This is a genomic window from Streptomyces sp. NPDC059454 (genome assembly GCF_042749965.1).
GTDB lineage: Bacteria > Actinomycetota > Actinomycetes > Streptomycetales > Streptomycetaceae > Streptomyces.
Genome location: NZ_JBHYVC010000005.1, coordinates 101120 through 116510 on the forward strand (window position 1 = coordinate 101120; position 15391 = coordinate 116510).

12 protein-coding genes are annotated in these 15391 nt (G+C 71.7%); 6 read left to right on the top strand and 6 right to left on the bottom strand.

What is annotated here, in order from left to right; all coding sequences use genetic code 11:
* Positions 1–64 precede the first annotated feature (64 nt).
* Positions 65–2593: an ATP-dependent Clp protease ATP-binding subunit gene (locus ACFXAE_RS05160; RefSeq protein ID WP_384708497.1), complete on the top strand. Its 2529-nt coding sequence runs from the start codon at positions 65–67 to the stop codon at positions 2591–2593.
* Positions 2594–2615: 22 nt separating this feature from the next.
* Here the strand turns inward: ACFXAE_RS05160 and ggt are convergent, their stop codons facing one another.
* A complete protein-coding gene (gene ggt / locus ACFXAE_RS05165; protein WP_384708207.1) occupies positions 2616–4424 on the bottom strand; it encodes a gamma-glutamyltransferase in 1809 nt (602 codons plus the stop codon).
* 150 nt (positions 4425–4574) lie between these two features.
* On the opposite strand from ggt, the gene ACFXAE_RS05170 reads away from it, so the two are divergent.
* Positions 4575–5330, top strand: a complete 756-nt coding sequence (locus ACFXAE_RS05170; RefSeq protein WP_384708210.1) for a hypothetical protein — start codon at positions 4575–4577, stop codon at positions 5328–5330.
* Between the two features lie 272 nt (positions 5331–5602).
* On the opposite strand, the gene ACFXAE_RS05175 is transcribed toward ACFXAE_RS05170, so the two are convergent.
* From ACFXAE_RS05175 to pcaC, 5 genes are all read right to left on the bottom strand, one after another.
* Complete coding sequence (locus tag ACFXAE_RS05175; protein ID WP_384708213.1) at positions 5603–6346, bottom strand: amino acid ABC transporter ATP-binding protein; 744 nt, start codon at positions 6344–6346, stop codon at positions 5603–5605.
* A 135-nt stretch (positions 6347–6481) separates the two neighbouring features.
* Positions 6482–6889 (bottom strand): DUF6278 family protein, encoded by a 408-nt coding sequence (locus tag ACFXAE_RS05180; RefSeq protein WP_384708216.1) that lies wholly within the window; start codon positions 6887–6889, stop codon positions 6482–6484.
* A gap of 72 nt (positions 6890–6961) precedes the next feature.
* The gene (locus tag ACFXAE_RS05185) at positions 6962–7741 is read right to left on the bottom strand and encodes an exodeoxyribonuclease III (protein ID WP_384708220.1); all 780 of its coding nucleotides are present in this window, start codon (positions 7739–7741) and stop codon (positions 6962–6964) included.
* A gap of 52 nt (positions 7742–7793) precedes the next feature.
* On the bottom strand, positions 7794–8429 hold the full coding sequence (locus ACFXAE_RS05190) for an MBL fold metallo-hydrolase (RefSeq protein WP_384708223.1): 636 nt from the start codon (positions 8427–8429) through the stop codon (positions 7794–7796).
* 53 nt (positions 8430–8482) lie between these two features.
* Positions 8483–9781: a 4-carboxymuconolactone decarboxylase gene (gene pcaC / locus ACFXAE_RS05195; protein WP_384708226.1), complete on the bottom strand. Its 1299-nt coding sequence runs from the start codon at positions 9779–9781 to the stop codon at positions 8483–8485.
* Between the two features lie 333 nt (positions 9782–10114).
* On the opposite strand from pcaC, the gene ACFXAE_RS05200 reads away from it, so the two are divergent.
* The 4 genes from ACFXAE_RS05200 (at position 10115) to ACFXAE_RS05215 (ending at position 15348) form a co-directional block, all read left to right on the top strand.
* A protein-coding gene (locus tag ACFXAE_RS05200; RefSeq protein ID WP_384708229.1) for an IS5 family transposase occupies positions 10115–10917 on the top strand; the annotation gives its coding sequence in 2 pieces (ribosomal slippage) (positions 10115–10456 and positions 10459–10917; 801 coding nt in all).
* Between the two features lie 78 nt (positions 10918–10995).
* Positions 10996–11976: a hypothetical protein gene (locus ACFXAE_RS05205; RefSeq protein WP_384708231.1), complete on the top strand. Its 981-nt coding sequence runs from the start codon at positions 10996–10998 to the stop codon at positions 11974–11976.
* Positions 11977–12209: 233 nt separating this feature from the next.
* Positions 12210–14150 (top strand): ATP-binding cassette domain-containing protein, encoded by a 1941-nt coding sequence (locus ACFXAE_RS05210; protein WP_384708234.1) that lies wholly within the window; start codon positions 12210–12212, stop codon positions 14148–14150.
* Positions 14151–14211: 61 nt separating this feature from the next.
* Positions 14212–15348 (top strand): NUDIX domain-containing protein, encoded by a 1137-nt coding sequence (locus tag ACFXAE_RS05215; RefSeq protein WP_384708237.1) that lies wholly within the window; start codon positions 14212–14214, stop codon positions 15346–15348.
* Positions 15349–15391 lie beyond the last annotated feature (43 nt).

Below are 15391 nucleotides of genomic sequence, written 5' to 3' on the forward strand. Positions count from 1 at the left end.
ATGAGCGAGCCCCGGCCGGGTTACCCGGCCCCGGCACGTCGACCCAGCGAAGGAACGGATGACGATGACGAGTGGTTTCGTCGGCCCGGAGGGCGACCCCTTCGCAGAATTCCTCGCCCGCTTCTTCGGCGGACAACGCCCCCGCCAGATCGACATCGGCCGGCTCCTCAGCCAGCCCGCCCGGGAACTGGTGCGCGGCGCCGCCCAGTACGCCGCCGAGCACGGCAGCCGTGACCTGGACACCCAGCATCTCCTGCGCGCCGCCCTCTCCGCCGAGCCGACCCGGAGCCTGCTCAGCCGGGCCGGCGCGGACCCCGACTCCCTGGCGTCCCAGATCGACGACCGGTCAGGACCCGTCCAGCACAGCCCGGGCGAGGCCCCGCCGCCGACCTCGCTGTCCCTCACCCCCGCCGTCAAACGGGCCCTGCTGGACGCCCACGAGATGGCCCGGACGAGCGGCGCCGGCTACATCGGCCCCGAGCACGTGCTCAGCGCCCTCGCCGCCAACCCCGACTCGGCCGCAGGGCACATCCTCAACGCGGCCCGGTACGCCCCCTCCGGTCCCCCGGAGGCGCCGGAGGCCCCGCAGGTCCGCCCCGAACGGCCCCGCCCCGCGACGGGCACGCCGACCCTCGACAAGTACGGCCGCGACCTCACCGCGCTGGCCCGCGAGGGCCGTGTCGACCCGGTGATCGGACGCGACGACGAGATCGAGCAGACCGTCGAGGTGCTCTCCCGGCGCGGCAAGAACAACCCGGTGCTGATCGGTGACGCGGGCGTCGGCAAGACCGCCGTCGTGGAGGGGCTGGCCCAGCGGATCACCGAGGGGGACGTGCCCGACGTCCTCCTCGGGCGGCGCGTGGTCGCCCTGGATCTGACGGGCGTGGTCGCCGGGACCCGCTACCGGGGCGACTTCGAGGAGCGGATGAACAACATCGTCGAGGAGATCCGGTCCCACTCCGACCGGCTGATCATCTTCATCGACGAGCTGCACACCGTCGTCGGCGCCGGGGGCGGAGGCGAGGGCGGCTCGATGGACGCCGGCAACATCCTCAAGCCGGCCCTCGCCCGCGGCGAACTGCACATCGTGGGCGCGACCACCCTGGAGGAGTACCGCCGGATCGAGAAGGACGCGGCGCTGGCCCGCCGCTTCCAGCCGATCATGGTGCCCGAGCCGACGCCCGCCGACGCGATCGAGATCCTGCGCGGTCTGCGGGACCGGTACGAGGCCCACCACCAGGTCCGCTACACCGACGAGGCGCTGCTGGCGGCCGTGGAGCTGTCCGACCGCTATCTGAGCGACCGCCGGCTTCCCGACAAGGCCATCGACCTCATCGACCAGGCCGGCGCACGGGTGCGGCTGCGGGCCCGGACCAAGGGCACCGACGTACGGGCCATGGAGCGCGAGGTCGAGCAGCTGACCTGCGACAAGGACCAGGCGGTCGCCGACGAGCAGTACGAGCGGGCCACGCAGTTGCGGGACCGCATCGTGGAGCTGAAGCAGCGGATCGCGGAGACCGGCGGCGACGACGAGGTCGACGAGGGCCAGAGCCTGTGGGTGGACGCCGAGGCGATCGCCGAGGTGGTGGCCCGCCAGACGGGCATCCCGGTCAGCCGCCTCACCGAGGAGGAGAAGGACCGGCTGCTGGGTCTGGAGCGGCATCTGCATCAGCGGGTCGTCGGCCAGGAGGAGGCGGTGCGCGTCGTCTCGGACGCGGTGCTGCGCTCCCGCGCGGGGCTCGCCAGCCCCGACCGGCCGATCGGCAGCTTCCTGTTCCTCGGCCCGACGGGCGTCGGCAAGACGGAACTGGCGCGGGCGCTCGCCGAGGCGCTGTTCGGCAGCGAGGACCGGATGGTGCGCCTCGACATGAGCGAGTACCAGGAGCGGCACACGGTCAGCCGGCTGGTGGGCGCCCCGCCCGGTTACGTGGGGCACGAGGAGGCCGGGCAGCTCACCGAGGTGGTGCGCCGGCACCCGTACTCGCTGCTGCTGCTCGACGAGGTGGAGAAGGCGCATCCGGACGTCTTCAACATCCTGCTCCAGGTCCTCGACGACGGCCGGCTGACCGACTCGCAGGGCCGGACGGTGGACTTCGCCAACACCGTGATCGTGATGACCAGCAACCTCGGTTCCGAGGCGATCACCCGGCGCGGCGCGACCCTCGGGTTCGCGTCCGGCGGCGCGGACGCGGACGAGGAGGCGCGGCGCGAGCAGATCCTGCGGCCGCTGCGGGAGCACTTCCGGCCCGAGTTCCTCAACCGGATCGACGAGATCGTCGTGTTCCGCCAGCTCACCGCCGAGGAGCTGCGGCGGATCACCGACCTGCTGCTGGAGGGCACCCGGCGCGGGCTGAAGGGGCAGGGCATCGCGGTCGACTTCACCGACGCGGCCGTGGACTGGCTGGCCGAACGCGGGTACCAGCCCGAGTACGGCGCCCGGCCGCTGCGCCGCACCATCCAGCGCGAGGTCGACAACCAGCTGTCCCGGCTGCTGCTGGACGGCCGGGTCCAGGAGGGCGGCCGGGTGACGGTGGACACGGAGGACGGGCGCCTGGCGTTCCGTACGCAGGAGACGCCGGCTCCCGAGCTGTGAGCGCGGCGTCTCCTGCGGGGAGCTAGCGCGTCGGACGGACGACCATCGCGGAGCCGCCGCCCCTGCGGACGGTCTCGGCCGCCGCGAGCCACCTGCCGTCCGGCAGCCGTTGGACGCCCGTGGTGGCGCCGATCTCCGGGTTCTCCCGGAAGGAGTGCCCGATGGCCTCCAGGCGCTGCCTGACCTCACTGTCGTACAGCCCGGGTTCGAGGTCCGTCTGTGCCGTGTTGCGCTGGCTGGCGCGCGGCGCGGCGATGGCGTCGACCAGGGGCAGTCCGCGGTCGAGGAAGCCGGTGAGGGTCCCCAGCACGGTGGTGATGATGGTGGAGCCGCCGGGTGAGCCGAGCGCCACCACCGGCCGGTCGTACCGGTCGAGCACGATCGTCGGCGAGATGGACGACCGGGGGCGCTTTCCGGGGCCGGGCAGGTTCGGGTCGTGGACGGCCGGGTTCGCCGGGGCGAAGGAGAAGTCGGTCAGCTCGTTGTTGAGCAGGAACCCGCGGCCGGGCACGGTGATGCCGCTGCCGCCGGTCTGCTCGATGGTGAGGGTGTAGGCGACGACGTTGCCCCACCGGTCGGCGGTGGTGAGGTGCGTGGTGTTCTCGCCCTCGTACGTCGTCGGGGCGGCCTCGCCGCCCGCCGCACAGGGCTCGGGGTCGCGGGGGTCGCCGGGGGCGAGAGGGCTGGTGAGGACGGCGTCGTCCTTGATCAGGCACTCGCGCGAGTCGGCGAACCGCTGGGAGAGCAGTTCCCTGGTCGGTACGTCCTCGAAGGCGGGGTCGCCGACCCAGCGCCCCCGGTCCGCGAACGCGATGCGGCTCGCCTCGATGAAGCGGTGCAGGTACCGGACGTCGCTCGCCTCGGAGAGGTCGGTGCGCTCCAGGATGTTCAGGGCCTCGCCGACCGTGGTCCCGCCGGAGGAGGAGGGCGCGATGGAGTAGACGTCCAGTCCGCGGTACGAGGTCCTGGTGGGCGCCTGGGACTTGGCGCGGTAGGCGGCGAGGTCACGTTCGGACAGCTCGCCGGGGCGGGCGTTCCAGCCGGAATCCGGGTCCACGGGCGGCTTGTTGACCGTGTCGACGATGTCCTGGCCGATGTCGCCCCGGTACAGGGCACCGACGCCCTCGCGACGCAACTCCCCGTATGTGCGGGCCAGGTCGGGGTTCTTGAAGGTGGAGCCGACGACCGGGAGTTCGCCGTCCGGGAGGAACAGCTCGGCCGTGTCGGGGAAGTGGCGGAAGCGGGTCTCGTTGGCGGCGGTCTGCGCGCGGAAGGTCTCGTCGACGGTGAAGCCGTCGCGGGCGAGGCGTTCGGCGGGTTTCAGGACCGTGCCCAGGCCACGCTCGCCCCATGTGTCGAGCGCCCGCTGCCAGGTGGCGGGCGTGCCGGGGGTGCCGACCCCGAGTCCGCTGCTGACCGCTTCGGCGAACGGGATCGGCTCGCCGTTCTCCAGGAACAGTCCGGAGTCGGCGGTGAGTGGGGCCGTCTCACGGCCGTCGAGGGTGTGCACGGTGCGGGAGCGGGCGTCGTAGTAGACGAAGTAGCCGCCTCCGCCGACGCCGGCCGAGTAGGGCTCGGTGACGCCGAGCGCGGCGGCCGTGGCGACGGCCGCGTCGACGGCGTTGCCGCCCTTCTTCAGGATCTCGATCCCGGCGGCGGAGGCGTCGGCGTCGACGCTGGAGACCGCGCCGCCGTGGCCGACGGCCACCGGGACCTTGGGTGTGTGCCGGGAGGGCGCCTCGTGCCGGGCGGTCGGCGGGGCCGCCCCCACCGACAGTACGGCGGCACCGACCGCCAGGACTGCGAGACTCCGTGCGACAGGACGACGCATCCGTACCTCCGGTAAACGGCTGTCCGCGCAGCCTAGTTCGTCATCGGGCTCCCGTCAGGAATGCCGAGGGGTGTGCCGTCCCGTCGTTCGGTGGCCTCTGTGGCCCGTGTCTCGAACACGGGTTTGCGTGGCCCGCTACCATGCGCGCCCATGACTGACGACGTGCGCAACATCGTTCTGGGCGTGGTGGCCGTCGGCCTCGGCGCCGCGCTGGGCTGGATCGCCCGTACCTATCTGTGGAGGCGGAAACTCCGGCGCAAGCAGGCGTTCTTCGGCCTGCCGGAGAACTCCGAGTCCCTGCTCGTCGTCAACCGCGATCCGGCGACGGCGGAACCGGCGGTGCACCGCTTCGACGTGTTCGCGCTGCTTGAGCTCTCCGCGCTGATCAAGGACTGCGGGGCGCACGTCCAGGTGGTCACCCAGGACGCGGCCCACCAGGGCTTCGGCGAACGGACCGAGTTCTGTGTGGGCGGGCCGGGGTCGAACCGGCGGATGGTGGCCCACATGGCGGCCATGCTGCCGGGGATACGGGTCAATGTCGATCCGGAGCCGGGCCCGGACCGGGGCGCCTTCCAGATCGGTTCCGAGCGCTACCGCATGGACCCGGGCGTCACCGAGTACGTGCTGCTGGCGCGGCTGACCGCCGGTGAACGGCGCGAGACGCGGCCGGTGTTCCTGTTCTGCGGTCAGCGCGCGATCACCAACCAGGCCGCGACCCGCTATCTCGCCCGCCACCACGAGCGGCTGGCCCGCAAGCACGGCTCGAACTCGTTCGTCCTGCTGCTGAAGGTGGTCAACTCACAGGCGTACGGCCCTGATGTGGTCGAACTGGTCGCGGACGTGTCCAGGGCCGCGCAGACCGCGCTGCCTGCTGCCGCGGCGCGGGGCAGTCACCGGGCGGACTGACCTCGTCCAGCACCACCCGTCCGGCGCGCAGCTGACCTTCTCCCCGCCGGCGGACGACCCGTCGTCGGGGTCGCGCCCGCCGCGCGAGCAGTGATCTCCGGCTGCCGCCGGACGGGACTGGCCGATGTTGCTCCGCCGCCCCGTGGACGTGGGGCGGTGGGCCCCTCCCGGTGACGGTGTCCCCGCTCCTGACACGAGGTCCCCTCCCCCACCGGGATGAAGGAACCATCGTAGTCGAGGTCCGGGCGGACGGGTCTACGGGCGTCACCCGGTCAGTGCTCGAGGATCTTGGAGAGGAAGTCCTTGGCGCGGTCGCTGCGCGGATCGCCGAAGAACTCGTCGGGCGTGCGGTCCTCCACGATCCGGCCGTCGGCCATGAAGACCACGCGGTGGGCGGCCGAGCGGGCGAAGCCCATCTCGTGCGTGACCACGATCATCGTCATGCCCTCGCCGGCCAGTTGCCGCATCACCTCCAGGACCTCGTTGATCATCTCCGGGTCCAGGGCGGAGGTGGGCTCGTCGAACAGCATCGCCTTGGGCTCCATGGCCAGCGCCCGCGCGATCGCCACCCGCTGCTGCTGGCCGCCCGAGAGCTGCGCCGGGTACTTGTCCGCCTGGTCGGCGACGCCGACCCGGTCGAGGAGGTCACGGGAGCGCCGGTCGGCGTCCTCCTTCTTGCGTCCGCGGACCTTCACCTGGCCCAGCGAGACGTTCTGCAGCGCGGTCTTGTGCGCGAAGAGGTTGAACGACTGGAAGACCATGCCGACATCGGCGCGCAGCCGCGCCAGTTCCTTGCCCTCGTGCGGGAGCGGCTGTCCGTCGAGCAGGATCGTGCCGGACCGGACGGTCTCCAGCCGGTTGATCGCCCGGCACAGCGTCGACTTCCCCGACCCCGACGGGCCGATGACGACGACCACCTCTCCCCTGCCCACGGTGAGCCCGATGTCCCGCAGGACATGGAGGTCCCCGAAGTACTTGTTGACGTCACGCAGTTCGATCAGCGGATCGACGGCCATACCCACCCCTACTCGTCTCAGCCGTGCGGTGGTCGCCGCAACGTATCCGGGCAAGATCACCGGGATGGCGCGACACGCGCTCTTCGGTCATTAGCCGTATTTACACTGATTTACGCCGGGCCGCGGGCCGGAGACTCACGCCTCCGCGACCTCCGCGTACAGCTGGGACAGCTCGGGCACGCCGTTGGCCGCCCACTCCTGTCCGGCGTCCACGACGTCGAACTCCCGGCCGGAGGTGAGCCGTACGACCGGCTGGCCGTCGGCGCGGATCTCCCAGCCGGCCCCCGGCACGGTGCGCACGATGACGGTGCCGAGATACAGTCCGGCGTCGTTGCCCAGCCAGGTCGAGCTCTCCTCGTCGTCGCGCCAGCGCGGCACCAGTTGGTCCAGCGCCTCCAACGAGGCCGGGGAGTCGTCGAGCCGGACCCCCGCCCGGTCGGCCTGGGAGCGCAAGAGTTCGCATTCGGCGAGGAGTTCCGCGATGCCCTCGGGATCGGGAACCACTGTCTTCTGGCGCCGGTTGCCCAGGAAAGGGATGTTCATACCTCCAGCCTGTCATTCGTACCGCGTCGTGCACCACAGGCGCGCGGGGTCGGACAACGGCCGGCGGCGGGCCTACACGTCGAGGTCCACCACGACCGGTGCGTGGTCCGAGGCGCCCTTGCCCTTGCGCTCCTCACGGTCGACGTAGGAGTCCGTGACCGCCTTCGCGAAGGGCTCGTTGCCGTACACCAGGTCGATGCGCATGCCGCGGTTCTTGGGGAAGGCGAGCTGGCGGTAGTCCCAGTACGTGAAGGGGTGTTCGTACTTGAGGGGGCGCGGGACGACGTCGGAGAGGCCGGCCTCGCGCAGGGAGGCGAGGGCGGCGCGCTCGGCGGGGGTGACGTGGGTGGAGCCCTCGAAGTCGGCCCGGTCGTAGACGTCCTCGTCGGTCGGTGCCACGTTGTAGTCGCCCATGACGGCGAACGGGCGGCTACCCGCCGCGTCGCCGGCCACGGCGGCCTTGAGCGCCTCGAACCACTGGAGCTTGTACGCGTAGTGGGGGTGGTCCACCTCGCGGCCGTTGGGCACGTACACCGACCAGACGCGGACCGGGCCGCAGGTCGCGGAGACGGCGCGGGGTTCGACGGCCCCGTCGTAGCCGGGATCGCCCGGCAGGCCCTTGGCGACGTCCTCGAGGCCGACGCGGGAGAGCACCGCCACGCCGTTCCACCGTCCGGTGGCGTTCACCGCCGACTCGTAGCCCAGTTCGCGCAGTTCCTCCACCGGGAACTTCTTCTCGGCGACCTTGGCCTCCTGGAGGCACAGCACGTCCGTGCCGCTGCTTTCCAGCCAGGCCAGGAGCCTCGGCAGGCGAGCGGTGATCGAGTTCACGTTCCAGGTCGCGATGCGCATGTTCCCCAACCTACCCGGCACCTGTGACAACGCGCGCCGACCGCCGGCCGCCTCACAGCTCGACGGAACCTCCCGGCGCCAGCCGCAGGTGTTCCGCGCCGCCGAGGCCGCCGATCTGGCGGTCGTAGATCGGCCGGGCGAGGTCGGTGAGGAGGGCGTCGTGGATGTCGTAGGCGCGCCTCGGCTTCACCTCGCGGACGTAGTCGATGACCTCGGAGATCTTGTTCCAGGGCGCCATGACCGGCAGCATCAGCGTCTCGACCGGCCGGTCGGGGACGGTGAGCGCGTCGCCCGGGTGGAAGAGCTTCCCGCCGTCGACGAGGTAGCCGACGTTGGTGACGCGCGGGATGTCCGGGTGGATCACCGCGTGGAGTTCGCCGTGGACCTGGACGTCGAAGCCGGCGGCGGTGAAGGTGTCGCCGTGGCCGACGGTGTGCACGCGGCCCGGGAAGGCCGCCGAGAGCTGTTCCGCGACCGACTTCAGGGTCCAGATCCCGGCGGCCGGGTTCGCCTCCAGGGCGGCCCGCAGCCGACTCTCGTCGAAGTGGTCGGGGTGCTCGTGCGTGACCAGGACGGCGTCCGCGCCGAGGGCGGCGTCCTCCTCGCTGAACGCTCCGGGGTCGAGGACGAGGACGCGTCCGTCCTTCTCCAGGCGGACGCAGGAGTGCGACTTCTTCGTGAGCTTCATGGTCCCATCCTGCCCCCGTGCCGCTCAGGGCCGCGCGGAGCACCCCTGAGGGCTCACTCCTGGGGCGTGGTCTCCTCGCGGACCACCTGCTGGGCCACCCGGAAGGCGCTGTTCGCCGCCGGGATGCCGCAGTAGACGGCCGCCTGGAGCAGCACCTCCTTGATCTCGTCCGGGGTGAGCCCGTTGCGCAGGGCGGCCCGGATGTGGAACGCGAGCTCTTCCAGGTGGCCGCCGGCGACGAGGGCGGTGAGGGTGACGCAGCTGCGGGTGCGCCGGTCGAGTCCGGGCCGGTTCCAGACCTCGCCCCAGGCGTAGCGGGTGACGAGCTCCTGGAAGTCGCCCGAGAAGTCGTCGGTCCCGGCCAGCACCCCGTCGACGTGCGCGTCGCCCAGCACTTCCCGGCGGACCTTGAGCCCGGCGTCGTAGGCGTCCGGTCCGCCCTGTGGCCGCTGCGGGGCGACGGGCGGGGCGATCTCGGCGACGGGGACCTGCTGCGGCGCGGCGACGGCCGGCACCGGCTTCACCGCCGCCGCCGGCAGGGCGACGTGGCCGGTGGCGGTGTCGAAGCCGGGCTGCCAGGCGGTGGAGAAGTGCCGCACCAGCAGATCGGTGACGGCGGCCGGCTGCTCCACCGGCACCAGATGGGAGGCTCCGGGTACGACGGCGAGCCGGGCGTCCGGGATCCCGGCGACCAGCGTACGGGCCTCGGCGGGGCCGGTGACCTGGTCCTCGGAGCCGACCAGCACCAGGGTCGGCACGCCGACGCTGCCGAGTCCGGCCCGCACGTCGAACGAGGCGAGCGCCTCGCAGGCGGCGATGTAGCAGCCGGGGTCGGTGGTGCGCACCATCTGCACGGCCCACTCGGTGATCGCGGGCTGGGCGGCGGCGAAGCCGCCGGTGAACCAGCGCTCCGGCGCCGAGCGGGCGATGGGGTCGAGCCCGTTGGTCCGTACGATCACCCCGCGCCGGCGGAACTCGTCCGCCGTACCGAAGCGGGGCGAGGCGGCGATCAGCGCGAGGGACGCGAGGCGCTCGGGGTGGCGCAGGGCCAGCTCGATCCCCACGGCGCCGCCGAGCGCGCAGCCCGCGTAGCCGAAGCGCTGCACGCCGAGCCCTTCGAGGGTGGCGAGCAGCCGCGTGGTGAGATCGGCGACCGAGCCCGCGGGGTGGGCGGGGGCACCTCCGTGCCCCGGCAGATCGAACCGGAACACACGCCACTGCTTCGTCAGCTCGGGGACCTGCCGGTCCCACATGTGCCATGTGGTACCCAGTGAGGGACCCAAGATCAGGACGGGAGCCTCTTCTGGCCCGTCAAAGCGGTATTGCAGGGTGTTCGGTGGTGTCTCGCTCACCCGTCTGAGCCTCTCATCTGTCACGAGATGTCACATCGCCGGGGTGGACCTAGCGGGCCTTGCCCCGCTCCGGTCCTGCCAACGAGAACCCAGGTATACATTCTCCGGCATGTACTTGTGGCCGTGTCGGCAGTGGGCCCTCCGGGCGCGTGCCCTCCTTCAGGTCGCTACGAGCAACGCTTTCCTCTTTGATCACGGCCTCCAGGCGGTTCAGGAAGCAGCATCGAGTGTGGTGGCACGAACGAGGCTCGGCGCGATCCACCTGGAAACCTTCCGAAGCCCCGCCCAACAGCAACTTAGACGTCGTCTCATTTGGGTTCGTAATCTTGAGGCATGACGATCGTGGAGCGGCTGGTCCCGGACGGGTTGTGGGAGTTGTTTCAGCGGGTGGTGCCGCCCGCTCCGACACGGCCGCAAGGCGGTGGGCGGCGTCGTTACGGTGACCGTGAGGTGCTCGCGGCGATCGTCTTCGTGGCCACCTCCGGCTGCACGTGGCGGCAGTTGCCGCCGGTCTTCGGTCCGTCGGGGCCGACCGCGCACCGGCGTTTCACCGAGTGGAGTGCCGCCCGGGTCTGGGCGAAGCTGCACCGTCTGGTCCTGGACGAGCTGGGCTCGCGCGGGGAGCTGGACTGGTCGCGGTGCGCGATCGACTCGGTGAACATGCGGGCCCTGAAAGGGGGGACCTGAGGGGTCCGAATCCTGTCGACCGGGGCAAGAAGGGCTCGAAGATCCATTTGGTCACCGAGCGGGCCGGTCTGCCCCTTTCCGTCGGCATCTCCGGCGCGAACCTCCACGACAGCCAGGCCCTCAAGCCCCTCGTCCGTGGCATTCCGCCGATCCGCTCCCGGCGCGGCCCGCGCAGGCGGCGGCCCGCCAAGCTGCACGGCGACAAGGGCTACGACTACGACGACCTGCGCCGGTGGCTTCGCGAGCGGGGCATCCGGCACCGCATCGCCCGCAGGGGCATCGAGTCCTCCACCCGGCTGGGCCGGCACCGCTGGACCATCGAACGGACGATGTCCTGGCTGGCCGGCTGCCGCCGCCTGCACCGCCGCTACGAACGCAAAGCCGAACACTTCCTCGCCTTCACCGCCATCGCCTGCAGCCTCATCTGCTACCGCAGACTCGCCAAATGAGACGACGTCTTAGAGGAGCGCATCAACCACCTCACCGGGCTGACCGTCGCGCCCGCAGGTGCGAGCCACCATGACCTGGTGGCCCGCACCTGCGGGGTCCTCAACTACGCCGCGCTGATCGCCTCCGACGTCGGCCTGCCCGACCTGGCCGCCGGCCTGTGCTGGCGCCAGCACCAGGTCTTCGCCGACGCTGGCCGCCTGAGCGGACCGATCGCGGTCATGTCGCTGATGCCGCTCGTCAACCTCGCCCGGCTGCTGACCCGAGCCGGCCAAGGCGAGACTGCCTACAGCTTGTTGATCTGCCTCAACGACGCTGCCCGGCACCGGAACAAGACCGACATCGACGGCCGCACCGTCGACCTGTCTGCTCTGACCGGCACGGACGAGGACCACCGCACGGTGTGTCAGGAGCTGTGGGTCACCCTGCTCGTGGACGGCGCCCGCGCCCTCGCCCAGATCGGGCGGTGGACCGACGCGGCCGACGCCATGGCCCAGCATCGGGGCATTGGCAACCGGCTCCTCGACGGCCGTCAGATCAAGATCATGGCCCTGATGGAGCAGGGCCTGGACCAGCAGGCCCGCGACCTGATCGACACCACCCAGCCCACGGAGCCTTGGGAGAGAGCCATCGCCCTCCTCCTGCACGCCCACTGCCGGCCCGCAGACGCCCCCGTCCCTGAACTCGACCTCGACCGCACCCTTGAGGAGGCCGTCCAGTTCCTTGCCCACCCCGATCCGCCGGCCGCCGCCTTCCAGACCCGGACGGGTCTGTCAGCCCTGGAACTGGACCGCACCGGACGACATGCCGCCCGCGTACTCGACTCCCTCGTCAGCGTCGCCCGACTCGACGCCTACGCCGCACGAGACGCACTGCACCACCCCGTCGCCGCTTCTGCTCTGGACGACGGGGCGACAGATGCGCTCAACGCGGTGATCGCCGCGGCCGGACTGGGATCCGGCGTCCTGTCCGCCCACCACCATGAGGCTCTGACGGGCGCGGTCGGCCACGCCGAGACAGAGCTGGAAAGGCTGCTGCAGGCCGAACCAGATCCCGGCTAGGAGGGGTCGACCGGGATGGCCCGCCGTACTGCCCTCGCTGTTTGGCGGTGTCAGCGTTTCGGCCATTTCCTGCCCGCAGCCGCTCCAAGCGAGACCAGGGATCCCGCGCCCGCGGGGTTCCCTGACGCAGGAAATAGCGGGCTCCCCAGCACGACCGAATGACGTGTGTTCGATATCGCAGCCGTGTCGTTAGACCTCACGACTCTGCCGCAGCGACCGTCCTAGGGGGAACGATGACCTCGGCCATTACGCAGGACCAGCCGCCGCAACCACCAAAGGGGACCGCGCCGGACGACGAAGCGCAGGAGGCCGGTGTTCGAGAGGAGGAATACCTCTACCGCGACGAATCAAGGCTCCAGGCCGGCTCCCTGCTGACCTCCCGCACCATGGCGCGGCGCCTGCCCTCGCTCGTGCGGCGCTCGGTGCAGATGGCCTGGCGCGTGGACCGCGGCGCGACCATCGGCCTGCTGGTATGCCAGATCGGGACCGGCGTCCTCGCTGCCCTCAGCCTCCTGGCCGTCACGGGCACGATCACCGCGCTGATCTCCTCGGGCGACATCACCGAGCGGCTGTGGGACGCCGCCCCGCAGCTGGCCGTGATCGCCGCCGCCACCGGCCTGCGCACCCTGCTGGGCATCACCGTCGTCTGGCTGACCGGCCGTCTGCGCCCGGTGCTCGGCCGGGCAGCGGAGCTGACGATGATCGAGGCCGCGCTCGGCGCGGAATTGGCCGCCAACAACAAGCCCGGCTACAACGACGCCTACGACATCGCCGACCGCGGCGCCCAGGTCACCCCCGACCTCGTCGAAGAAGCGCAGGACGTCCTCGCGGCCACCGCCACGCTCGCGGCCGGCGCCACCGTCCTGACCGTCCTGCACCCCCTGCTCCTTCCCCTGCTCTTTCTCGCCTGCCTGCCGCAGGCCGCCGCCTACGTCCGCTCCGCCCGCGTGATCTACCTCGCCGGGCTGGAGACCTCCGGGCGGCGCCGGATGCTGGGCAAGCTGCGCTGGCACATGGCCTATCAGGAGTCCAGTGAGGAGATGCGCGCCTGCCTGGCCGGCCCTTTCCTGATCGGCCGGTACCGGCGGCTGGCCGCCTCGGTCAACGCCGCCGAACGCCAAGCCGCGAACACCGGTGCCTGGATGGGACTGGCCGGAGCAGTGGCCGGCGGGATCGCCTCGACCGCGGTGTGGGCGGCGCTGCTGTGGCTCCTGGCCTCCGGGCGGATGAGCCTGGCGGCCGGCGGCGGCGCCGTCTTCGCCCTCCAGACCGCCACCGGCTCGGTGCGCGGCATCATCAACGGCGGGGCCCGCCTGGTGCGCACCGGCTGGTACGTACAGGACTGGCAGAACTTCCTCGACAACGCCCACGGCCAGGCCATGACCGACTCCCGCGGCACCGCGCCCGTGACCACGGCCCCGGAGCGTTTCGAGGTCCGCGACGTCACCTACCGCTACGACGGCGCCCCGAAGGACAGCCTGAGCAACGTCTCCCTGCACGTGCGGCGCGGGGAGATCCTGGCGCTGGTCGGGGAGAACGGCTCCGGCAAGACAACCCTCTCGCGCCTGCTGTGCGGGCTGCTGCTGCCCACCGAGGGCGACGTGGCCTGGGACCACGCCTCCACGGCGGACCTGGACCCGTGGGGGTCCTGGGAGCACGTCGCGCTGGTCCCGCAAAAGTTCACGTACCTGCCGCTGACGATGCGCGACAACATCACGTTCGGGCAGGGCGACACCAGCGACGCGGCCCTGCTCGCCGCATGCGAGGCGTCCGGCGCCGCGGAGATGCTGCCGGGCCTCCGCTCCGGCCTGAACACCCTCCTGACCAGCGAGTGGTTCGGCGGACAACAGCTCTCCGGCGGGCAGTGGCAGCGTCTCGTCCTCACTCGCGCGTTCCACCGGCAGGCGGCGCTGCTGGTGATGGATGAACCCACGGCCGCCCTCGACGCCCGCGCGGAGCACCGGATCTTCGCCGGCCTGCGCGAACTGGCCAAGGACCGCGCCATCCTGCTGATCACGCACCGGCTCACCAACGTGGCCGTCGCCGACCGGATCGTGACCCTGGACCAAGGGCGGATCGTCCAGGAGGGCACCTACGCCCAGCTCACCCAGGAGCCAGGTCTCTTCCGGACCCTGTGGGAGCTGCAGCGCCGGATGAGCGGCGACACCCCCTGATCACCCCTAGCCGTTCCGCGCTGCCCACTCGCCCGTACACCGTCTCGGAAGGCAGAGATACGTGACCTCTCCCGTCTCCCCTTCGGATCACGTCTCACCGCGTGCCGCTCTGCCAGCAGCGCAGTACGCCGCAACCCGGCATGCGGCGTGGCTCGGCGCCGCCGCGATCATCACCGACGAGGTCGGCCGGGTCCTGCTGGTGCACCACACCTACCGCGAGGACGACTCGTGGCTGCTGCCCGGAGGCGTCGTCGAAGCCGGCGAACACCCGCACGTCACCTGCAGGCGCGAGATCACCGAGGAACAGGACCTGGATCTACCCCTGTCGGCCGTGCTCGCCGTCCACTCCTTCTCCCCGCACCACCCCGACCTTCAGCCCGCCACGGCATGCCCCGGCGAGATCCGGTTCGTCTTCGACGGGGAAACCCTCCACCCCGACCAGGTGGAGGCGATCCGCCTGCCGCGCGAGGAGCTGTCCGAGTACGCCTTCCTGGAGACCCGGGACGCGGTGCAGCGGCTGCGGCCCGTGGACGGGCAAATCATGCTCGCCGCCTACCGTGCCCGGCTCGGGAACACCGCCACCGCTCACCTCGCCGACGGCCGGCACATCCACGACGTCCCGGCGCTGGACCGCCATGACGTCCACGTCCGCTACTGGCCTCCGTGGGACAGCCCTCTCAATCGCGGCCCCGTCCCCGGGCCGCTGCCCGTGCAGCAAGCCTGGGCGTGGTGCTTCGTCCCCGACGGCCGGGTCGTCCTGGTGGCCGACACCGGCCCGCGGGGTGCGCTGCCGATGCTGCCCGGCGGCACCGTGGAGACGACCCACGTGACTCCCGAGGACACCTTGCACCGCGAAGCCGCCGAGGAAGCCCAGCTCACCCTGACCGAAACGGTGCGACTGGGCTGGGTGCTGGACGAGACCGGCGAGGTCTACGGCGGAGTGGGGTCCAACGCCCGGCTCCGCCTGGCCGCCCGGGTCACCGGCATCGGGCCGGCGGCCGTCGACCCCGCCTCCGGCCACCCCTTCGCCCGCCTGCTCGCCACCCCCGCCCAGGCAGCCGCCCTGCCGGGCTGGGTCCCGCCCGGCGCGCGGCAAGCCCAGCTCGCGGCGGAGACGGCACGCGAGCGGTGGGGCCTGCCCACCGCTCGCCCCGCCGCCATCGAGGAGATCCCGGTGGAGGGGATGCGGCTGAGCTGACCCGAACACGCACCCCGCCTCGACTCCTCCCGCTCCACGCCCC

What these genes read in the sequence shown, in the direction of transcription:
- ACFXAE_RS05160 (WP_384708497.1), top strand. Translation starts at nt 65, where the DNA reads ATGACGAGTGGTTTCGTCGGCCCGGAGGGCGACCCCTTCGCAGAATTC.
- ggt (WP_384708207.1), bottom strand. Translation starts at nt 4,424, where the DNA reads ATGCGTCGTCCTGTCGCACGGAGTCTCGCAGTCCTGGCGGTCGGTGCC.
- ACFXAE_RS05170 (WP_384708210.1), top strand. Translation starts at nt 4,575, where the DNA reads ATGACTGACGACGTGCGCAACATCGTTCTGGGCGTGGTGGCCGTCGGC.
- ACFXAE_RS05175 (WP_384708213.1), bottom strand. Translation starts at nt 6,346, where the DNA reads ATGGCCGTCGATCCGCTGATCGAACTGCGTGACGTCAACAAGTACTTC.
- ACFXAE_RS05180 (WP_384708216.1), bottom strand. Translation starts at nt 6,889, where the DNA reads ATGAACATCCCTTTCCTGGGCAACCGGCGCCAGAAGACAGTGGTTCCC.
- ACFXAE_RS05185 (WP_384708220.1), bottom strand. Translation starts at nt 7,741, where the DNA reads ATGCGCATCGCGACCTGGAACGTGAACTCGATCACCGCTCGCCTGCCG.
- ACFXAE_RS05190 (WP_384708223.1), bottom strand. Translation starts at nt 8,429, where the DNA reads ATGAAGCTCACGAAGAAGTCGCACTCCTGCGTCCGCCTGGAGAAGGAC.
- ACFXAE_RS05210 (WP_384708234.1), top strand. Translation starts at nt 12,210, where the DNA reads ATGACCTCGGCCATTACGCAGGACCAGCCGCCGCAACCACCAAAGGGG.